Here is an 18163-nt window from a genome sequence, read left to right on the forward strand (position 1 = left end):
AATGAAAAAGCAAAATATTCAAAACTCAGACTATTTAAAAAGAGAGAAGAATTTTCTTAGCACCATTACTTCTGAAGAAACTTTTCAGGTAATTATTGGAAATGATGGTAGTAATATCCGGCTATTGTGGCAAGATGAATATTATATGGAAGCCTACTTAAATACTTGTGAAACGCCAATAAGATTGTGTAAGGTCGATACTGTGGTTTTTCTAAAATGGATGAAGGAAAGTAATGTGGAAACGGATTACACTATTCACCCGGTATTTGGACAAGCATCTCCTAAGTTGACTCCAAAAGAATTGAGCAAAAAAATTATAGATCAAATGGAAAGTGATGGGGATTTTTATGACACACTTAGAGCAAACAATTTATTATGAGCACGATCGAAAGCAATAAGATAGCCTCAAATCTGTTTCAAGAGGATATAAGAAGCAAAGATTTTAAAAAATATTTCGAAAAAATATTTGAAATCAAAATTGAAGATTTTTTGTCTGATTATGATGAAATTGATGAATTCCCTGTTGAAATCGAGGACAAAGGCATTATGATTGGTTTTATTGCCCAGACAACTAAAGTGCCACCGCAAATATCATATATTGATTTAGATGTCGTTAACTATCCGATAAATACTGGTTATTTGGCTAAAGAAGTTCCTGTTCAATCACTTATTAAAAATCCTACTGATATTCAAGCGCATTTAATTCCTTTTCAAAACCTTCGAATTTATTATTCTCTTTATAACCAAGATCAAATAGATAGGATCATTTTTCAGTATCAAGACTTGCGGTATGAATTGTCATTGACCAAGGATTCGGTTATTACCAGAATAAGAGTGTGTATTGCCGAAATTGAATCCAATATAAACATGAGCACATACTATCTTTTTGATAATTGACCCTAATCCCACTAACCTATCAGACTATGATTAAACTTGAGCGATATTTTGACAGCAACGGAAGCCAGGCTTGCGTTGCTGATCGCAGCGACATTGGTGATACTAAATCCAGGCATGTCCCGGCTGCTCAACCACCTGAAGCCAGGATTTGGCTTACCTGCTGCCGTTTTATTACCATTTATGGTTTCAATCAGTTTAATGCTCTGGGAAAAGATAAAATATAAAAGCCCGATATTAAAAAGTCCATATTTTCTCTTTTTTTGTTGTTGGACAATTGAAATAATATTATTGGTGACGATACCACAAACGACAACCTTGCAAAGAATAATGCTGGATTTTTTTATCCAACCTAGTTAAGTTGTAACTATTCAGGTCTCTAGCTATTGGCAATAGTTGTGAATGCGTTCCATATATTTTAGTTGTTTTTAATACATGTGTAGGTTATAGAGCCTATTATTGCGTATTGTATGTTTGCACCAGATCCCTGAGCCTCCGACGGATCGAACCCGGCCGACCCTTCTTTCGAATCCTAATCCCCTTAAACAAGAAAAGCCAATCTTGCGATTAGCTTTTCCTCTGTGATCCCGCTGGGATTGGCTCAGCCCCACAGTTCCCGTGCACATCCCTGAGCCTCCGACGGATCGAACCCGGCCGACCCTTCTTTCGAATCCTAATCCCCTTAAACAAGAAAAGCCAATCTTGCGATTAGCTTTTCCTCTGTGATCCCGCTGGGATTGGCTCAGCCCCACAGTTCCCGTGCAGATCCCTGAGCCTCCGGCGGATCGAACCCGACCGACCCTTCTTTCGAATCCTAATTCCCTTAAACAAAAAAAGCCAATCTTACGATTAGCTTTTCCTCTGTGATCCCGCTGGGATTCGAACCCAGGACCCATACATTAAAAGTGTATTGCTCTACCAGCTGAGCTACGGAATCCTTTCCGTTTTTGAAAGTGATGCAAAGGTAGAATTTCTTTTGATATGCTCCAAATAAATGGGTCTAAAATTTGGTTAACCGACGTTAACTGTCTAGTAAATAAAAAGATTATTTTTTCTAGATGCTTTTCTTTGCATGGATTATCCGGTTGGCACCGTTGATGTCTTTGATGAGCTGGACTTGCCGGAAGCCCTTTTTCTCGATGAGATCCTTGGTTTCAGGTCCCAAATATTGATTAATTTCAAAATAAAGGTCTCCGTTTGGTGCCAAATGTTTTAAGGCAAAGGATGAAATGACATCATAAAAGATCAGTGGTGCACTCTCCTCAATAAATAAAGCGAGTTCTGGTTCATAGGCCAATACATTTTGCTGCATTTGCTGTTTTTCATTTGGTGTGATATAAGGCGGGTTCGAAACGATAATATCGTATTGCTGATCTGAAAAGACGTAATCCCATTCTAAAATATCAGCATTGATGAAATGAACGGGTTCTCCCAAGCTTTGCGCATTTTTTCTGGCGGTATGGATCGCTTCTTTAGAGATATCTACCGTAGTTACCTGCGCCTGATTTAAGTATTTTGATAAAATAATGGGAATGCAACCTGAACCAGTGCCGATATCAATCACCTTTAGATGCGATGAGGTCGCATGTGTTTTTATTATCAGATCAACGAGTTCCTCCGTCTCCTGTCTCGGGATCAGAACCGATTCATTCACCTCGAAAAACTCACCGTAAAAATCTGCTTTATTTAAAATATATTGGATCGGTTTGTTTTTTTTGAGATCATGAAGAATCCTCTGGAAATGAGCAGCCTCGTTTTCAGAAACAATAACATCCTTTTTAAAAGGATATGCTATTCTTTTTATACCCAATAATTCTTCGATCACAAGTAGAAATATGGATTTTATTTCGTCACTGTCATATATGGACTTTAATTCATGCTGAAACGATAATTCGAAATCTTGAAGTATTCTCATGTTTCAAAGGTACGATTTTCATAGATTTGCATTATGAATATGCACAGGCAATATATGCAACGCTGCTTGGATCTTGCTCAGCTAGGAGCAGGGTCTGTAAGTCCAAACCCCATGGTGGGGGCAGTTATCGTTCATGATGACAAAATTATAGGAGAGGGGTATACTTCTCCTTACGGAGGTCCTCATGCTGAAGTTAATGCTGTAAGCCAAGTGCTGGAGCGGTATGGTGATACAGCAAAGAAATTACTGGCTGAAAGTACATTTTATGTCAGTCTTGAGCCTTGTGCACACTATGGTAAAACACCTCCCTGCGCCAATATGATCGCCGATTTAAAACCATCGAAGGTTTTTGTCGCTTGTCTGGATCCCTATGCAAAGGTCAATGGTAAAGGTGTTGAAATACTGAGAGCGGCAGGTATTGAGGTTGAAATTGGGCTTTTGGAGAAGGAAGCAATCTGGCTCAACCGCCGTTTTTTTACACGAATCGGCCAGCACCGACCGTATGTTATTTTAAAATGGGCACAATCTAAAGATGGATTGATAGGTCAGCAGGATAAGCAGGTGTGGATCAGTAACGCCGCTAGCCAGCAACTGACTCATCGTTGGCGCGCAGAAGAGGATGCAATTTTAGTCGGAACCCATACTGCTCAACTGGATAATCCTAGTTTGACTGTTCGGCATTGGAAAGGTAAAAATCCAATCCGTGTGTTGATAGATCGGGATCTGGTCATTTCTCCTGAAGCTAAGATTTTTGATGAAAAAGCCGATACCATTGTGTTTAATGCAAAAAAAACAGATTGGCAAGGACATATTAAACATATTGAACTTGAAAATTATGGACTGTATTTACCACAAAGTATCCTTTATCAATTGTACCTGATGGATGTACAGTCCATTATCATTGAAGGGGGAGCGAAGACTTTACAAACATTTATTGACGCTGGTCTTTGGGATGAAGCGCGTGTGTTTCAATCGGAGAAGGAATTGCATCGTGGTGTTTCCGCCCCAAAGTTGAATGGACGGATTTTGGAAAAACGGATGATTTCCAGTGATTTGCTGATGGTTTATGTGAAATAGTGCAGATAAAATTGTATATTTAAGAAATTATAAATCATAGCCGGTTAGCTTAATTTCTTAGTATACAATTATGGTGATGACAGAAAACTTAATGCAGTTTATCTGGAAACTACGGCTATTCAATACAATAGGATTGCGGTCCACGGACGGAGAGCCGTTGATTTTGATGAACTTTGGTCAGCATAACCTGAATGCAGGACCTGATTTTTTAATGTCTCATATCTTACTCGGAGACAAAGAATGGTATGGAAATATTGAGCTCCATATTCGTTCATCGGATTGGGATCGGCATCATCATCGGGATGATGCAGCTTATAATAATGTTATACTTCATGTTGTCTGGGTAAATGATAAAGTCATATACCGCAATGATGGGACTGTTATCCCAACGATGTTGCTTTCGGCGTACGTAAATCAGCATTTGCTCGATCAGTATTCGACAATGATGAATACGACAAACTGGATTCCTTGTCAGTCGCAGCTAAGTTCAGTTGATGTACTAAAGAAGACAATGTGGTTGGGTGCATTATCTTATGAGCGCCTGGAGATGAAAGTCCAGACGATCTTTAGTCTATTGGCTGATAATGACAATGATTGGGAAAAAGTATTTTGGATCTGGATGTGTAGGTGTATGGGACTGAAAGTGAATGCAGAGGCATTTCATGAACTCGGAGAAAAACTTCCTATATCGTTATTGAAAAAATATCGTTCGGATACCTTGAAGATCGAAGCAATTTTTTTTGGAGCAGCTGGTTTCTTGTCCGGTAAAGAGGAGGATGAACATGTTAAGTTGCTCTATAATGAATTTGTTTATCAACAGCTTGCTCATGGCATTGAGGTCATGAGCGGTGTGTGGAAAAAGCTGCGAATGCGACCTTATAATTTTCCTGAACTTCGGATAGCGCAGTTGGTAGCCTTATTTACAGATAAGTCATTAAGTTTTTCAATGATTTTGGATCTGGAAAATTTAGAGGATGCACGTTCATTATTTCGTATTGAACAGTTAAGCGAGTACTGGAAATCTCGTGTTTTGCCTAAAGGTAAGGGGCGTATGGCGCATTCTGGAAGAATAGGGAAAGATACCATTGATATTCTCATTGTTAATGTTGTGGTGCTATTTCTTTTTGCTTATGGCAAATATTATGGGATAGAGCGGTATATTGACAAGGCTATTGATTTTTTGGAAATGCTTCCTGTTGAGAAAAATGCGATCATAAAACGGTTTGGAGAATTTGACTGGCATGCCGAAAACGCAGCCCAAAGTCAGGCGATATTGCAATTGAAGAACATGTACTGCGATAAGAGACAGTGCCTTCATTGTCGGATTGGTGCCGAAATTTTGCGAAGTGGTTAATTCGCGAGTATTTCGGCGATTTCCTTATATCCTTTTTCCAAAGCGAAGTCCGCTGGACTGAATCCTGCGAGATTGAAGATTTTTGTATCGGCACCAAATTCGAGCAAGACAACAATGAAGTCAATATTCCCGTGTTGGGCCGCAAAATGTAATGCAGTCTCACCTGTAGCCTGAATCGCATTGACATCGGCATCGGCTTCAATGAGCATTTTACCGATTTCCTCATTATTATTTGAAGCTGCAATATGTAGGGGGGAGCAGAGTTGTTCGTTTCTGCTGGCTATATTAGGATTTACCTTTTTGGACAACAATAGACGAACAATGTCAACTCTGTTGAAATAGGTTGCCAGTAACAAAGGTGTAAAACCATGGGAAGACCACTCATTGACAACCGATGGAGCCTGTTGGATAATCGCCTCCACGTATGCTGTTAATCCCGCTGCACAGGCCTCGTGGATGGTCATTGTTTTGGTATGTTGAAGAAGTATCCGGATAATTTGCGGTTTATTGTAGTAACATGCCAATAACAACGGTGAAATTCCATGACTGGTCGTCTCTTGTAATAATTCAGGGTTTCCAATCAATAGCAGGTCGATGTCGTGACTTTTGCCTTCTTCAATATATTGTTCTAAAACAGAAAGGTTCATTTTCAAATCTAATTGCATAACTCTCCTACTAAAATAGGTTTTATTAATGAAAATAACTGTTTGAGTAGCGAATTTATTTGCGAAATCAGGCTGTCATAAAATCCTAAAAAATTGCAAGGGATATAAATCGGGACAATAATTTGGATGGGATAAGGGCTAAAAAAGGTATTTTGTTAAAATTTATATACACAAATGTGTAGTAATTCATATAATATTTTTGAAAATTAAAAAGTAGATGTACTTTTGTTAAGCCCCTCCCAAGGGCATGTTTTTCATAGGTAGATGTAGGGTCGGGTGTTTCTCACTTCGACCCTTTTTTTATAGCTTTGTTTTTATATTTAAAAGAAATGTCCAAAAGAAAGATTGTTGTTGCTATTACGGGAGCGAGTGGCTCTATATATGCGAAGTTACTGCTGGAAAAATTGAATTCACTAAAATCTCAGCTAACTGAGGTGGGTATTGTGATGTCAAATAATGCGAAGGATGTATGGCGGGCTGAATTGGGGGATGAGAGTTACCAGGACGTACCTTTCAAATTCTACGATAAAAATGACTTTTTTGCCCCTTTTGCATCGGGTTCGGCGCGTTTTGATACCATGATTGTCTGCCCCTGTTCTATGGGAACCTTGTCCAGGATAGCCTATGGGATTTCTTCAGATCTTACTACCCGTGCGGCGGACGTTATGTTAAAGGAACGAAGGAAGCTTATTTTAGTTACACGTGAGACACCATTAAGTATTATTCATATTCAGAATATGAAACTGGTTACGGAAGCAGGTGGAATCATTTGTCCGGCTTCTCCGTCTTTCTATAGCTTACCAAAAACTTTGGAGGAGTTGGCTGAGACTGTGGTCGATCGGATTTTGAGTTTAGCCGGATTCGATTTTAAGCATTATCAATGGGGAGAAAATTCCTAATGAATGTTCACTGAAATCTATTTTTAGTGTTCTATAATAAAATTGTATTTTGTAACTTTGTTTCTCGAAATGAAGCAATCAAAAGCATCACGCGAAAAATCTGTTTATGGCTATACAATTTATAGTGATAAATTCGTTTTTTGTTTGTTGCTAGAGAACACGCTACATGCTTCAACAGACAATTTGTATCCTATTAATTTCAATCACATTCATATATGAAAAGCTTATTGATTACTTCTGTTAAAGTAATTTTACCGGGTAACGAATACCATCAGCAGACTGTTGATGTACTTATCGAAAAGGGGAAGATTGCACAGATTGGAAATACCATCAAAGTAGCTGATAAAAACGTAGAGACCATCGATGGAACAGGTAAGATTTTATCGCCTGGATTTTTCGATTTACATGCCAATTTTGGGGAACCGGGTTTAGAGACCAAAGAAGATATCCGGACGGGAACGGCTGCTGCCGCTGCCGGCGGTTTCACTGCCGTGGCCGTAATGCCCAATACCGAGCCTGCTATCCAAAGCCGGTCCGAAGTGGCACTCGTGGTCAATGCCGCAAAGGGAAATATTGTCGATATACATCCCATTGGCGCAATTAGTAAGAAGCGTGAAGGTAAGGAAATGGCCGAACTCTATGATATGAAACAGAATGGTGCTGTTGCTTTCAGTGATGGAAATAGGGGCGTGCAACAAGCTGGACTGATGAGTAGAGCTTTGTTGTATGCAAAAGGATTTGAAGGACTGATTTTTTCGCATGCCGAAGATGAGTCCATGGCGGGTGGCAATAAAATGAATGAGGGGGCAATGAGCACTTATTTGGGAATGAAAGGAATTCCTAATCTTGCAGAATCTTTGATGGTCTCCCGTGATCTATATCTCGCGGAATATACGGAAGCGCCGATTCACTTTGCGTCGATCAGTACGCCCGAAGCCGTAGATCTAATTAAAAAAGCGAAAGCTAAAGGCCTTCGGGTTACTTGTGACGTGGCAGCACATCAATTGGTATTTACAGATGAGGATATCATTGGTTTTGACAGTAACTATAAAGTGAGCCCGCCATTGCGAACCAAAGCTGATGCGAAAGCGCTGATAAAAGGTTTAAAGGATGGTGTCATAGACGCAGTGGTTTCACAGCATACTCCACAGGAAATAGAATTTAAAAATGTGGAATTTCATATTGCAAAAAATGGTATTATAGGATTGCAAACTGTATTACCTTTGTTAATTCGTGCCGGATTAAACGAGGAGCAAATTGTACACAGCCTAGCTGTTAGACCAAGACAAATTCTTGGCCTAGCTGTCCCGCAAATTAAAGCAGGGGCTATGGCTAACCTTGTGTTGTTTGACCCTGCGAAATCCTGGAATTTCGATGAAAAGACAAATAAATCCAAATCAAAAAATTCCCCATTATTCGGACAGACATTAAAAGGGGCTGTCGAATTGGTCATCAATAATAATCAAATCATTAAAAACGATTAAACCATGGAAGCAAACATAAAAGCTGCTGTTGAAGCAGGTATTTTAAATTATGGAAAAGTTGACGGGATTGAAACGGCCCCAGAATTTCTGACGAAAATCATTCAAGTATTCAATACTGAAGCTACCTATCTGGAGAAATTGGAACTTTTGGATCAGTCTTTTGACGATTATCCTTTGTTTGATGAACTTCGTGAAGTCTATGTTGACTTACTATTGATGAATTTCTTTTCTAATGATGTGCTCAAGCTGGAAGATGACTACCTGGATTCTGAAGAATGGGAAGCTATTGAAGACGAGACCATAGATCGTGGAACTGAATTATTGAATATTTTTCTATATTTAGGTGAATGTAAAGATGACGAGATTGAACCCGAACTGGATGATTTCTTAAAAGAGTTTTTATTGGTTGATGAAGATGAGTTTCAGGATGAACATGAAATCTATGAGGATATCATTGCAAATCAGATTCTAGTGGATAGCCCGTATGCCGAAATAGCCAAAGTCGCTAAGGGAGTTAATCCTCGAAGTGAGGTATATGAACTGTTCTATCCCATAATGAGTTTCTTTAGTGAGTTAAAACCAAATGATCAACAATTTGAAGAATACGCTGCGGTATCGAACAATAAAGCATTTGATTTGGCTCTTTATAAGGTTCTTAGCACTTATTATAATAAATAATTATGACAGATTCAATTAACCCCAGCAATGCCGGATTTGACGCGGTAATTGACAAGAAAAAGAGTATTATCTATGGCGTCGTTCTGGGCGTGATTTCTTTTGTTCTTGGACTGATCGTCTTGTTCGTTGTTAAGGATCTGACTTCCTTCTGGGGAGTTATGTCTATGTCATTTATCGTCAATACGGGTATATTTGTTATTATATCTGCATTGTTTTCCTTTTCTCTTAGAAAAGCCAATGGAGGTTATTGGAGTTTTTCCATTGCACTCAAATCCATTTTTATGATGTTGGCTATTTCGACTATTATTTCAACAATCGGAACACAGGTTTATGTTAATTTTGTCAATCCTACGCTGCAGGAACAGGTTGTGACGCACACCATTAATGTAACCATTGAGTATATGGAAAAAAATAATGTTCCCGATGAAATCATTGATTCGAAAATTGCCGAATTGGAAAAGCAGGTGGATGAGATCGGAAAAATAACCTTGGGTCAGATCTTTAAAGGCTTGGCCATTACATTGTTGTTTCAATTTGTTTTTGCATTGCTATTGTCTGCGCTTTCAAAAAGAGAAAAACCAGTATTCGCTCAGCCTGTCAAGTAGATTTTTATAAAATAAAATATAGTGCATAAGGTATTGCTGAGAAAAGTAATACCTTTGTTTGTATTAAAATAGTACATTTTTAGCATGATTAACATTCACATGGATATTTCTGTTGTTGTTCCATTATTTAATGAAGAAGAATCTTTGCCCGAATTGACGGCCTGGATTGACCGGGTTATGACGGCTAATCACTTCTCTTACGAAATTATTTTGGTCGATGATGGGAGCAAGGATAATTCCTGGAAGATCATTGAAGAATTGAAAGTACAAAATGGCAATATTTCAGCCATTAAATTCAGACGTAACTATGGTAAATCCGCTGCTTTAAATGTTGGATTTGCAGCAGCCCAGGGCGATGTGGTCATCACCATGGATGCGGACTTGCAGGATAGCCCCGATGAAATTCCGGAGTTATACGACCGAATTATGAATAAGGGAGCCGATCTGGTCTCGGGTTGGAAACAAAAGCGGTATGATCCATTGACAAAGACAATTCCGACCAAACTATTCAATGGGGTGACCAGATCAATGTCAGGTATTCATAATCTACATGATTTCAACTGCGGTCTCAAAGCTTATAAGAAAGAAGTAGTTAAGAATATCGAAGTTTACGGCGAAATGCACCGCTATATTCCCGTTATTGCAAAATGGGCAGGATTTACGAATATTCAGGAACAAATTGTTCAACATTATCCACGTAAATACGGTACAACAAAATTTGGACCGGGACGCTTTGTTAAAGGTTTTTTAGACTTGCTGTCGATATTCTTTGTCGGAAAATTTGCCAAACGGCCGATGCATTTTTTTGGCGTTATGGGGGTTATAAGTTTCCTCGCAGGTTTATTTATTTCAATCTATTTGATTTGCCACAAATTGATGAGTATAGCTAGTGGTACACCCTTTAGGGATATAACCGATCAGCCATTATTTTTCTTTGCGCTGACGGCGATCATTTTAGGTACCCAATTGTTTTTGACAGGATTTTTGGCCGAGCTGGTTTCGAGAAGTAGTTCGGACCGGAATGAGTATCAAATCGAAAAAGTCATTTAATTCCTATGCGCATTGTGATTCTGGGGTCCGCATACCCTTTAAGGGGAGGAGGGATCGCTTCTTTTAACGAACGACTGGCATCCCACTTTCAAGAATTGGGGCATGAGGTGGATATTTACTCATTCACTTTACAATATCCCAACTTTCTGTTTCCGGGCAAATCCCAATTCTCCGATGAACCGGCGCCACCCGATCTGAATATTAAAACGAAAGTTAATTCGATCAACCCTTTGAACTGGTTTAGGATAGGAAGGGAACTCCGGCAGGCTCGATATGATCTACTTATCGTCCGTTTTTGGATGCCGTTTTTTGGTCCCTGCTTAGGTACAATTCAACGACAGGTGCGAAAAAATAAATACACCAAGATCGTCTGTATTGCGGATAACATTATTCCGCATGAACAGCGTTTTGGAGATAAATTTCTGATCCGCTATTTTTTGAAATCTGTGGATGCCTGTGTCACCATGAGCAAAAGTGTACTCGCTGACTTAAAGATGTTTAGTCCACAGATGCCAGCTGTTTATACACCTCATCCTTTATATGATAATTATGGTCTTCACATGAGTAAAGCTGAGTCCCGCAAGTTGCTCAATATTCAACAGGAGGATCGTGTTATTCTATTTTTTGGGTTTATTCGACAATATAAGGGCCTGGATCTATTACTGGAAGCCTTAGCGGACGCCCGGGTTCGGGAACTAAATATCAAATTGCTATTGGCCGGGGAGTTTTACGGAGACCCAACACCTTATATGGCACTTATCCAAAAATATCATTTGGAGGATGTGATTTACATGCATACTGATTTTATTCCCAATCAGGAGGTTGGCCGGTATTTCTCGGCTGCTGATTGTGTTGTGTTGCCTTATCGAACTGCAACACAAAGTGGAATTACGCAGGTTGCTTATCACTTTGATTTACCCATGATCGTGAGCAATGTAGGCGGTTTGCCCGAACTGGTACAAGACGGCAGCGTAGGTTATGTCGTTGAACCCAATGTGGGCAGTATCGTTAATGGAATCGTATCTTTCTATCGTCACGATAAGGAAGCTCAATTCCGCACAAACATTCTAGACGAAAAGAAAAAATATAGCTGGGACACCTTTGGAAATGAGCTTCTTAAACTAGTCGATTGATACCCGGAAATAACGAAAATATCCCGTGCTATTGCTGTTTTTGAAATCGCATTTTAAACACCTGAAAAATGTGTGTAAGTGAATTTATTTGTATATAAAGGCAAATTTATCTAAGTTTGGAATACTGAGAAAAAAACTAAAAAGAAGGAGAGATTTTGTTGCCGTTTACACAGAGTAGTTTAACAAAGATAGAGGAGTTTTTTAAAGAACAGGGCTTTAAAGTAAGGTATGAAAAAGGTTCATTCCGCACCGGGGCCTGCATGTTGCAGGCAACAAAGGTTGTAGTCGTGAATAAGTTTTCCAATCTGGAGATAAAAATCCAGTCCTTATGGAATATTTTATTGGAAGTGGAAATTGATTCAGAGGTTATTTCTGAAAAACTTTTCCCGATTTATGAAGAGGTATTGAAATCAAAGACAATAGTTTGAGAATAACATTTTTAGGAACCGGAACATCACAAGGGGTACCCGTTATTGCGTGCCAATGTCAGGTCTGTCAATCTCAGGACAAACATGATAAGCGATTACGTTCTTCTATTCTTATTGAATATAATGATCATACGCTTGTGGTCGATACCGGTCCTGATTTTCGCTATCAGATGTTGCGTGAAAAAGTACTGCATCTGGATGCCGTATTGATGACACATCCGCACAAAGATCATATAGCCGGGTTGGATGATGTACGGGCGTTTAATTATCAGCAGCATTCTTCCATTGCTATTTATGGGACAGCGGCACTTCATGAAGCCTTAAAACGTGAATTTTACTACGCCTTTACAGAAATTAAATATCCCGGAGCTCCGCGATTGGATTTAGAAGAAATAAAAGCAGGGGAGCCATTATTTCTATTTGGAAAAGAGATTATGCCGCTCGAGGTATTGCATTATAAAATGCCTGTGCTTGGATTTAGGATAGATGATTTTGCCTACATTACCGATGCGAAATTTATCTCCGAAGAATCCAGGAAGTTACTGAAAGGTGTAAAAATTTTGGTCGTCAATGCACTGCAAAAAGAATCCCATATTTCCCATCTAACCCTGCAGGAGGCGATAACATTTGCAGAGGATATTAATGCTGATAAGACCTATTTTACACATATTGGGCATCGGATGGGGTTACATGCGGAGGTGTCCGAAGAACTACCGCCCAATATTTACCTCGCTTACGATCGATTGCAGATCAATCTTGACGAATCCATTTAATATAAAACTTTAGTGCATTTCTTGTTGTTATACCTATATAAAACAGAATAAGGTATTAAATTATAAAGAAATGGGAAACTTATTGTACATCATCGCCGTTATTTTAGTGATCATCTGGGCGATCAGTTTTTTTGGAGGTTATGCAGCCGGAAACAACATTATCCACATCCTTTTGGTCATTGCCATTATTGTCGTGCTGTTGCGCGTCATTCGGGGTAACGCATAATCAATTCACTATTTAATCAGGTTCAAATAAAACTGGGCAATTTGTAGATCTTGTGGATAGGTGATTTTAATATTTTTAGCATCGCCTTCAACAATAGCAATGCGATTGCCCAGTTTTTCGACCACTGAGGCATCATCTGTAAACAGAGGATCCTCTTTTTGGCAGTAGGCTCGTGTTAGCAAGTCAGCATGGAATACCTGAGGGGTCTGTACCAACCAAACCTGATTTCGATCGATGGCATTATTTGATGTACTGTTGCCGGTCCGGACCGATTCAATACTCTTTTGCGCTAGGACAATGGCTTGATGTTCGTATGCCCCCTGGAATGCCCGAGCAATTAAAGAACTAGAGACAATGGGACGGGCACCGTCATGGACGGCAATATAATCATTTGTTCCTAATTCAAAATTTTTCTGGATATATGCAAGGCCATTTTTTACACTTGCGAAACGAGTATCACCGCCAAAAGCCAAATGAACTGGCGTGCGATAATGCTGTTTTAGACATAAATCTGTCCAGAATTGCTCCATTTCTTTGCTGATGACCAAGATAATCTCGGAAATCGCTGATGACTGATGAAAATGATCGATGGTATGCATAATCACCGGTACACCGTTTAAATCAAGAAACTGTTTCGGTAAGTCGCTGTTCATACGACTTCCGGTTCCGGCGGCGACGATAATGACAAAGTTCATAGACAGATATGGCGTGTTTTTATTTAAAAAAACGTGGATAGTTTACAAGCTACCCACGTTTCAAGCTATTTTTTAATCTATTCTGTTTAGATGATCAACATCGCATCCCCGTAGCTGTAGAATCTGTATTTTTCTTTTACAGCAACCTCATAGGCATTCATTACATTCTCATATCCCGCGAATGCTGCGATCATTACCAATAACGTAGATTCCGGTGTATGGAAATTGGTAATCATTGAATTTGCAATGCTGAAATCATAAGGAGGGTAGATGAACTTACTTGTCCAATCTGAAGCAGCCTTTAAGTGATGATCTGCGGACACAGAGGATTCAATCGCACGCATGGATGTGGTTCCAACAGCACATACGCGACGTTTATTGTCAATTGCCTTGTTCACTACTTTTGCAGCTTCATCTGTAATAATGAATTGCTCCGAATCCATTTTATGTTTAGTCAAATCTTCCACTTCGACAGTACGGAAGGTGCCAAGACCCACATGTAATGTAACTTCGGCGAAATCCACACCTTTAAGTTCCAAACGCTTCATTAATTCACGGGAAAAGTGAAGACCGGCTGTAGGTGCTGCAACAGCGCCTTCATTTTTGGCATAAATAGTTTGGTAACGGAATTTGTCCTCTGGAGTTGCTTTACGTTTGATATATTTAGGAAGTGGCGTTTCACCCAAAATCTCAATGTTGCGACGGAATTCTTCGTCGGTACCCTCGAATAGGAATCTGATTGTACGTCCACGTGAAGTCGTATTGTCAACAACCTCGGCGACCAATAGGTCATCATCACCGAAATATAATTTGTTGCCAACACGGATTTTACGTGCGGGATCAACCAATACATCCCAAAGACGAAGCTCGTTGTTCAATTCGCGTAACAAGAAAACTTCAATCGTAGCTCCAGTTTTTTCTTTATTACCATATAGGCGCGCTGGAAAAACTTTTGTATTGTTTAATATCATGACGTCTTTATCGTCAAAATAGTCCAATACATCTTTGAAAATTTTGTGTTCAATTTTACCAGTATCCCGATGTAAGACCATCAAACGCGATTCGTCACGATTTTCAGAAGGTTCAGAAGCAAGTAGTGATTCTGGTAAGTTGAATTTAAATTGAGATAACTTCATCTTTAATGATATATATATTAATGTCTGCCTTTCAGTGCATTACAGTGCACTAAATACTAGGTTGCAAAAAGCATACAAAGTTATAACTTTTTTGGGTATCAAAAGGCCTTATTTCTAATTTATACATATATTTTTATTGATTTTGACATTAAATCAAAACTATATTGTATTTTAGAATGCAATTATGTTATTCCTTCGATTAATATTGGAAAGTTGTCAGTTTGCGTTTTCGGCATTAAAGGACAATCGTACACGTACCTTGCTTTCCTTGCTGGGCGTGACCATCGGTATTTTTACCATTATAGGTGTGTTTTCAGCGGTAGATACCTTACGAAATAATATTGAGGAATCTGTCAAGAAGATCGGCAGTAAGACGCTTTATATCGAAAAATGGCCCTGGGATGGCGGTCCCAATTATCCTTGGTGGAAATATTTGAATAGGCCCGAACCTACCTATAATAATTACCAGGATTTAAGAAGTCGTATGACCACGGCCGAGTATATGGCGTATATGATCAATATCGGCAATACGACGATTAAATATAAGAATAATTCGGCCCAAGGCTCTTCCGTAAATGCTGCTACCTATGAAAATCTATATATCCAAAACTTAAATATTGTTGACGGTCGATACTTTGCCGAAAGTGAATCCAGAAGTGGCGCTCTTGTAACGGTATTAGGAGCCAACATCGCAGAGGGTCTTTTTCCAAATGAGGAGCCCGTAGGGAAGTATATCAGTATGTTGGGCAGAAAGATTCAGGTTATCGGCGTGTTAAAAAAAGAAGGTAACGGTGTATTGATCAATACATCGCCTGATGATACGGCTTTTATTCCTTTTGAATTGGCCCGCAATCTCGTCAATTATGATAATTTCTCGCCGAGTATAGCCATGGTGATCAAGTCGAATTATACCTTGGGGGAGGCGGAAAGTGAAGCAAAAACATTGATGCGTTCGATCCGTCGCATTGCCCCGCAACGTGAAGAAAACTTTTCCATTAACCAGACAACGATGATTACGGGCGCTTTGGATCAGCTTTTTGGTATCATCAATCTTGCTGGTTTTTCCATTGGTATTTTTTCTATTTTAGTTGGTGGTTTTGGTATCGCGAATATCATGTTTGTCAGCGTCAAGGAACGAACACATATTATTGGAATCCAAAAAGCATTAGGCGCTAAAAACTTCTTCATCTTATCGCAGTTTCTCATTGAGTCTATCGTGCTTTGTTTACTAGGGGGCGGGATAGGTCTTGTCGTTGTCTATTTTCTGGCTTTTATCGTTCAATTGGCGACTGGCGTGGCCATTGTTGTCAGCTTAAAGATGGTTATTCTTACGGTTTCTCTTTCGACCTTTATTGGCCTAATATCAGGGATAGTTCCGGCTTTAATGGCCTCGCGGTTGGATCCTGTCGAAGCAATTCGTAGTAAATAAACTTGTCATGGAAAAAAAAGTCCAAATTTCGATATTGAATGGATTTTGGCTTTTGATTTTTGCTTACAGCTGTACGCTGATGGCGGAAATTACTTGGCGCTACCACAGTTTTGCATTAGATGCAAATTTTCTCATGATAAAACAAACTGAAATTGAGGAGCTTTGGTGGTACAAGTATGCTTTTTACACCCATGTCTGCACCGCAATCCTTGCTTTGCCCGCTGGTTTTACCCAATTTAATTTAGGCTTACTGAAGAAACGCCCCCGACTACACCGGACGATCGGCTACATGTATGTCGTCAGTATTTTGGGATTTGCAGCACCTTCTGGTGCTTTGATTGGCTCTGTCGCCAACGGCGGGGTATTTGCAATCATTTCGTTTGAGTTGCTCGCACTGGGATGGTTCTATTTTACATGGCAGGCAGTGCGTCTGGCAGTTCAGAGAAAAATTAATCTTCACCGTGATTTTATGCTGCGGAGCTTTGCCCTGACCTGTTCAGCACTTACATTACGCTTTTGGAAGGTGATTTTGGTCTATCTCTTTCATCCCAATCCGATGGATCTTTATCAGATTATCGCCTGGTTGGGCTGGGTTCCTAATTTATTACTTGTAGAGTTTATTATTTATCGAAAAAATCATAATTTACAAAACCATTATGGTCTACCCGACTTATAAATGGCATGAACTCATTTATTTAATAAAACAAATTATAATAAAATGAAAAGGAATATTTATTTATTGTTAGCGCTTTCTGCCCTGATCGGTTGTAAGGATAGAACAAATAAGAAGGCCCTTGAGCCTAAAGCAAAAGATTCCGTTGTTCTCGAGCGTGAAGCGCATCAGGAGCTTTATGGCAATTGGGTGGGCGATTTTGTGATCGATGAAAATTTACTTGAAGATGGAGAGGGCCTTCCAACGACAGATTATAATCCAAAAATAAACCTGACCATAAAAAAAATTACCGATAAAGGGAATGTTTTTGGTCAGAATGTGGTCAAAGGGAACCTACGTTCGCTGACGGGGAAACTTGAGGGCGAGGGGAATGCCATGCAGCTACTGTTAGATGAACCTGGGGATAAAAAATCAGATGGTCGTTTTGAAATAAAACTGAGGGATGATACATTGATCGGTAACTGGGTTGCCTATGACCAGAGCGTAAAAATTAAAAAAAGAAATTTCAAATTATTAAAGAAACAGTTTGCCTATAATCCCAATTTGATGTTAAATAATCAAGATGAGGAATATGGAACTTTGGTCGATTGGATCAATTCGAAAAAGAAAGAAGCGACAGATCAAGACGGTGATTCGACTTATACCTATGTGATGGAATATTATCGGTCTGCATCCCCGGCAGTATTCAGTATAAATGCCTCTAAACAAAAATTGGCAGAGAAAGACTTGAAAAACTTAAAAAAATTAGATCTGGAGATTATCCGAAATACGATTTTCGCACGTCATGGTTATGCATTTACTAAACCTTCTATTCGTCAGTTCTTTGATCCGGTAGATTGGTACGTGCCGGTTTCGAAAGATGTAAGTGCGGAACTGAGTCCGTTGGAAAAAGATAATATTGCTCTTCTCACGAGATTTGAGAAGTATGCGACCGATAATTATGATACGTTCGGAAGGTAATTTTCCTATGGATTTTATGTCTGATTCAGAAGCGTAAAAAAGCGGTCGTAAAAGGTGCGGCCGCTTTTTTTTATTTTTTCAATTCCACA

At 39.3% G+C, this 18163-nt stretch carries 21 protein-coding genes and 1 tRNA gene; 17 read left to right on the forward strand and 5 right to left on the reverse strand.

Annotation, left to right across the window (positions count from 1 at the left end):
- Position 1 precedes the first annotated feature (1 nt).
- The 3 genes from G6053_RS09700 to G6053_RS09710 are packed head-to-tail and all read left to right on the forward strand — an operon-like array spanning position 2 to position 1121.
- Positions 2-379 carry a hypothetical protein gene (locus tag G6053_RS09700; protein WP_165306313.1) on the forward strand — a complete coding sequence of 126 codons (378 nt, stop codon included), beginning with the start codon at positions 2-4 and terminating at the stop codon, positions 377-379.
- Positions 376-897: a hypothetical protein gene (locus tag G6053_RS09705; RefSeq protein WP_165306314.1), complete on the forward strand. Its 522-nt coding sequence runs from the start codon at positions 376-378 to the stop codon at positions 895-897. The genes G6053_RS09700 and G6053_RS09705 overlap by 4 nt, the downstream gene beginning before the upstream one ends.
- Positions 898-923: 26 nt before the next feature.
- Positions 924-1121: a hypothetical protein gene (locus G6053_RS09710; RefSeq protein WP_165306315.1), complete on the forward strand. Its 198-nt coding sequence runs from the start codon at positions 924-926 to the stop codon at positions 1119-1121.
- Between the two features lie 637 nt (positions 1122-1758).
- Here the strand turns inward: G6053_RS09710 and G6053_RS09715 are convergent.
- A tRNA-Lys gene (locus G6053_RS09715) sits at positions 1759-1831 on the reverse strand.
- Between the two features lie 117 nt (positions 1832-1948).
- Positions 1949-2809: a peptide chain release factor N(5)-glutamine methyltransferase gene (gene prmC, locus G6053_RS09720; RefSeq protein WP_165306316.1), complete on the reverse strand. Its 861-nt coding sequence runs from the start codon at positions 2807-2809 to the stop codon at positions 1949-1951.
- Between the two features lie 33 nt (positions 2810-2842).
- On the opposite strand from prmC, the gene ribD reads away from it, so the two are divergent.
- Both ribD and G6053_RS09730 read left to right on the forward strand, forming a co-directional pair.
- Positions 2843-3886, forward strand: coding sequence for a bifunctional diaminohydroxyphosphoribosylaminopyrimidine deaminase/5-amino-6-(5-phosphoribosylamino)uracil reductase RibD (gene ribD / locus G6053_RS09725; protein ID WP_165306317.1), 1044 nt, complete (start codon positions 2843-2845; stop codon positions 3884-3886).
- Positions 3887-3962: 76 nt separating this feature from the next.
- Entirely contained in the window at positions 3963-5240 is a 1278-nt protein-coding gene (locus G6053_RS09730; protein ID WP_165306318.1) for a DUF2851 family protein, read from the forward strand.
- Here G6053_RS09730 and G6053_RS09735 read toward each other — a convergent pair.
- Entirely contained in the window at positions 5237-5905 is a 669-nt protein-coding gene (locus G6053_RS09735) for an ankyrin repeat domain-containing protein (RefSeq protein ID WP_241254970.1), read from the reverse strand. The two genes, G6053_RS09730 and G6053_RS09735, sit on opposite strands and share 4 nt — an antisense overlap.
- A 329-nt stretch (positions 5906-6234) precedes the next feature.
- On the opposite strand from G6053_RS09735, the gene G6053_RS09740 reads away from it, so the two are divergent.
- The 9 genes from G6053_RS09740 to G6053_RS09780 all read left to right on the forward strand — a co-directional run bounded on the left by G6053_RS09740 (position 6235) and on the right by G6053_RS09780 (position 13181).
- The gene (locus G6053_RS09740; RefSeq protein WP_108632281.1) at positions 6235-6804 is read left to right on the forward strand and encodes a UbiX family flavin prenyltransferase; all 570 of its coding nucleotides are present in this window, start codon (positions 6235-6237) and stop codon (positions 6802-6804) included.
- Between the two features lie 215 nt (positions 6805-7019).
- The gene (locus G6053_RS09745) at positions 7020-8288 is read left to right on the forward strand and encodes a dihydroorotase (RefSeq protein ID WP_108632280.1); all 1269 of its coding nucleotides are present in this window, start codon (positions 7020-7022) and stop codon (positions 8286-8288) included.
- A 3-nt stretch (positions 8289-8291) separates the two neighbouring features.
- Positions 8292-8966 (forward strand): hypothetical protein, encoded by a 675-nt coding sequence (locus G6053_RS09750; protein WP_108632279.1) that lies wholly within the window; start codon positions 8292-8294, stop codon positions 8964-8966.
- A 2-nt stretch (positions 8967-8968) separates the two neighbouring features.
- Complete coding sequence (locus tag G6053_RS09755) at positions 8969-9571, forward strand: DUF4199 domain-containing protein (RefSeq protein ID WP_165306319.1); 603 nt, start codon at positions 8969-8971, stop codon at positions 9569-9571.
- Positions 9572-9670: 99 nt separating this feature from the next.
- Positions 9671-10621, forward strand: coding sequence for a glycosyltransferase family 2 protein (locus G6053_RS09760; RefSeq protein WP_108632277.1), 951 nt, complete (start codon positions 9671-9673; stop codon positions 10619-10621).
- A gap of 5 nt (positions 10622-10626) precedes the next feature.
- Positions 10627-11754, forward strand: coding sequence for a glycosyltransferase (locus G6053_RS09765; RefSeq protein WP_165306320.1), 1128 nt, complete (start codon positions 10627-10629; stop codon positions 11752-11754).
- A gap of 155 nt (positions 11755-11909) precedes the next feature.
- Entirely contained in the window at positions 11910-12182 is a 273-nt protein-coding gene (locus G6053_RS09770) for a hypothetical protein (RefSeq protein ID WP_104382585.1), read from the forward strand.
- Positions 12179-12955, forward strand: a complete 777-nt coding sequence (locus G6053_RS09775) for an MBL fold metallo-hydrolase (RefSeq protein WP_108632275.1) — start codon at positions 12179-12181, stop codon at positions 12953-12955. Before G6053_RS09770 ends, G6053_RS09775 begins: the two co-directional genes overlap by 4 nt.
- 70 nt (positions 12956-13025) lie before the next feature.
- Entirely contained in the window at positions 13026-13181 is a 156-nt protein-coding gene (locus G6053_RS09780; RefSeq protein ID WP_104382583.1) for a lmo0937 family membrane protein, read from the forward strand.
- A gap of 8 nt (positions 13182-13189) precedes the next feature.
- On the opposite strand, the gene G6053_RS09785 is transcribed toward G6053_RS09780, so the two are convergent.
- The gene (locus tag G6053_RS09785) at positions 13190-13876 is read right to left on the reverse strand and encodes a 2-C-methyl-D-erythritol 4-phosphate cytidylyltransferase (protein ID WP_165306321.1); all 687 of its coding nucleotides are present in this window, start codon (positions 13874-13876) and stop codon (positions 13190-13192) included.
- A gap of 86 nt (positions 13877-13962) precedes the next feature.
- Complete coding sequence (queA, locus tag G6053_RS09790; RefSeq protein WP_108632273.1) at positions 13963-15012, reverse strand: tRNA preQ1(34) S-adenosylmethionine ribosyltransferase-isomerase QueA; 1050 nt, start codon at positions 15010-15012, stop codon at positions 13963-13965.
- 184 nt (positions 15013-15196) lie between these two features.
- Between queA and G6053_RS09795 the strand changes: the two genes are divergently transcribed.
- From G6053_RS09795 to G6053_RS09805, 3 genes are read left to right on the forward strand one after another with little or no spacing between them, the layout of a single operon-like run.
- On the forward strand, positions 15197-16441 hold the full coding sequence (locus G6053_RS09795; RefSeq protein WP_172394580.1) for an ABC transporter permease: 1245 nt from the start codon (positions 15197-15199) through the stop codon (positions 16439-16441).
- A gap of 7 nt (positions 16442-16448) precedes the next feature.
- Positions 16449-17117: a DUF2306 domain-containing protein gene (locus G6053_RS09800; RefSeq protein WP_206531914.1), complete on the forward strand. Its 669-nt coding sequence runs from the start codon at positions 16449-16451 to the stop codon at positions 17115-17117.
- A gap of 42 nt (positions 17118-17159) precedes the next feature.
- A complete protein-coding gene (locus tag G6053_RS09805; protein WP_108632271.1) occupies positions 17160-18074 on the forward strand; it encodes a YARHG domain-containing protein in 915 nt (304 codons plus the stop codon).
- Positions 18075-18163: the final 89 nt, after the last annotated feature.

The organism is Sphingobacterium sp. DR205 (assembly GCF_011064245.1).
In the GTDB taxonomy this organism is placed as follows: domain Bacteria; phylum Bacteroidota; class Bacteroidia; order Sphingobacteriales; family Sphingobacteriaceae; genus Sphingobacterium; species Sphingobacterium athyrii.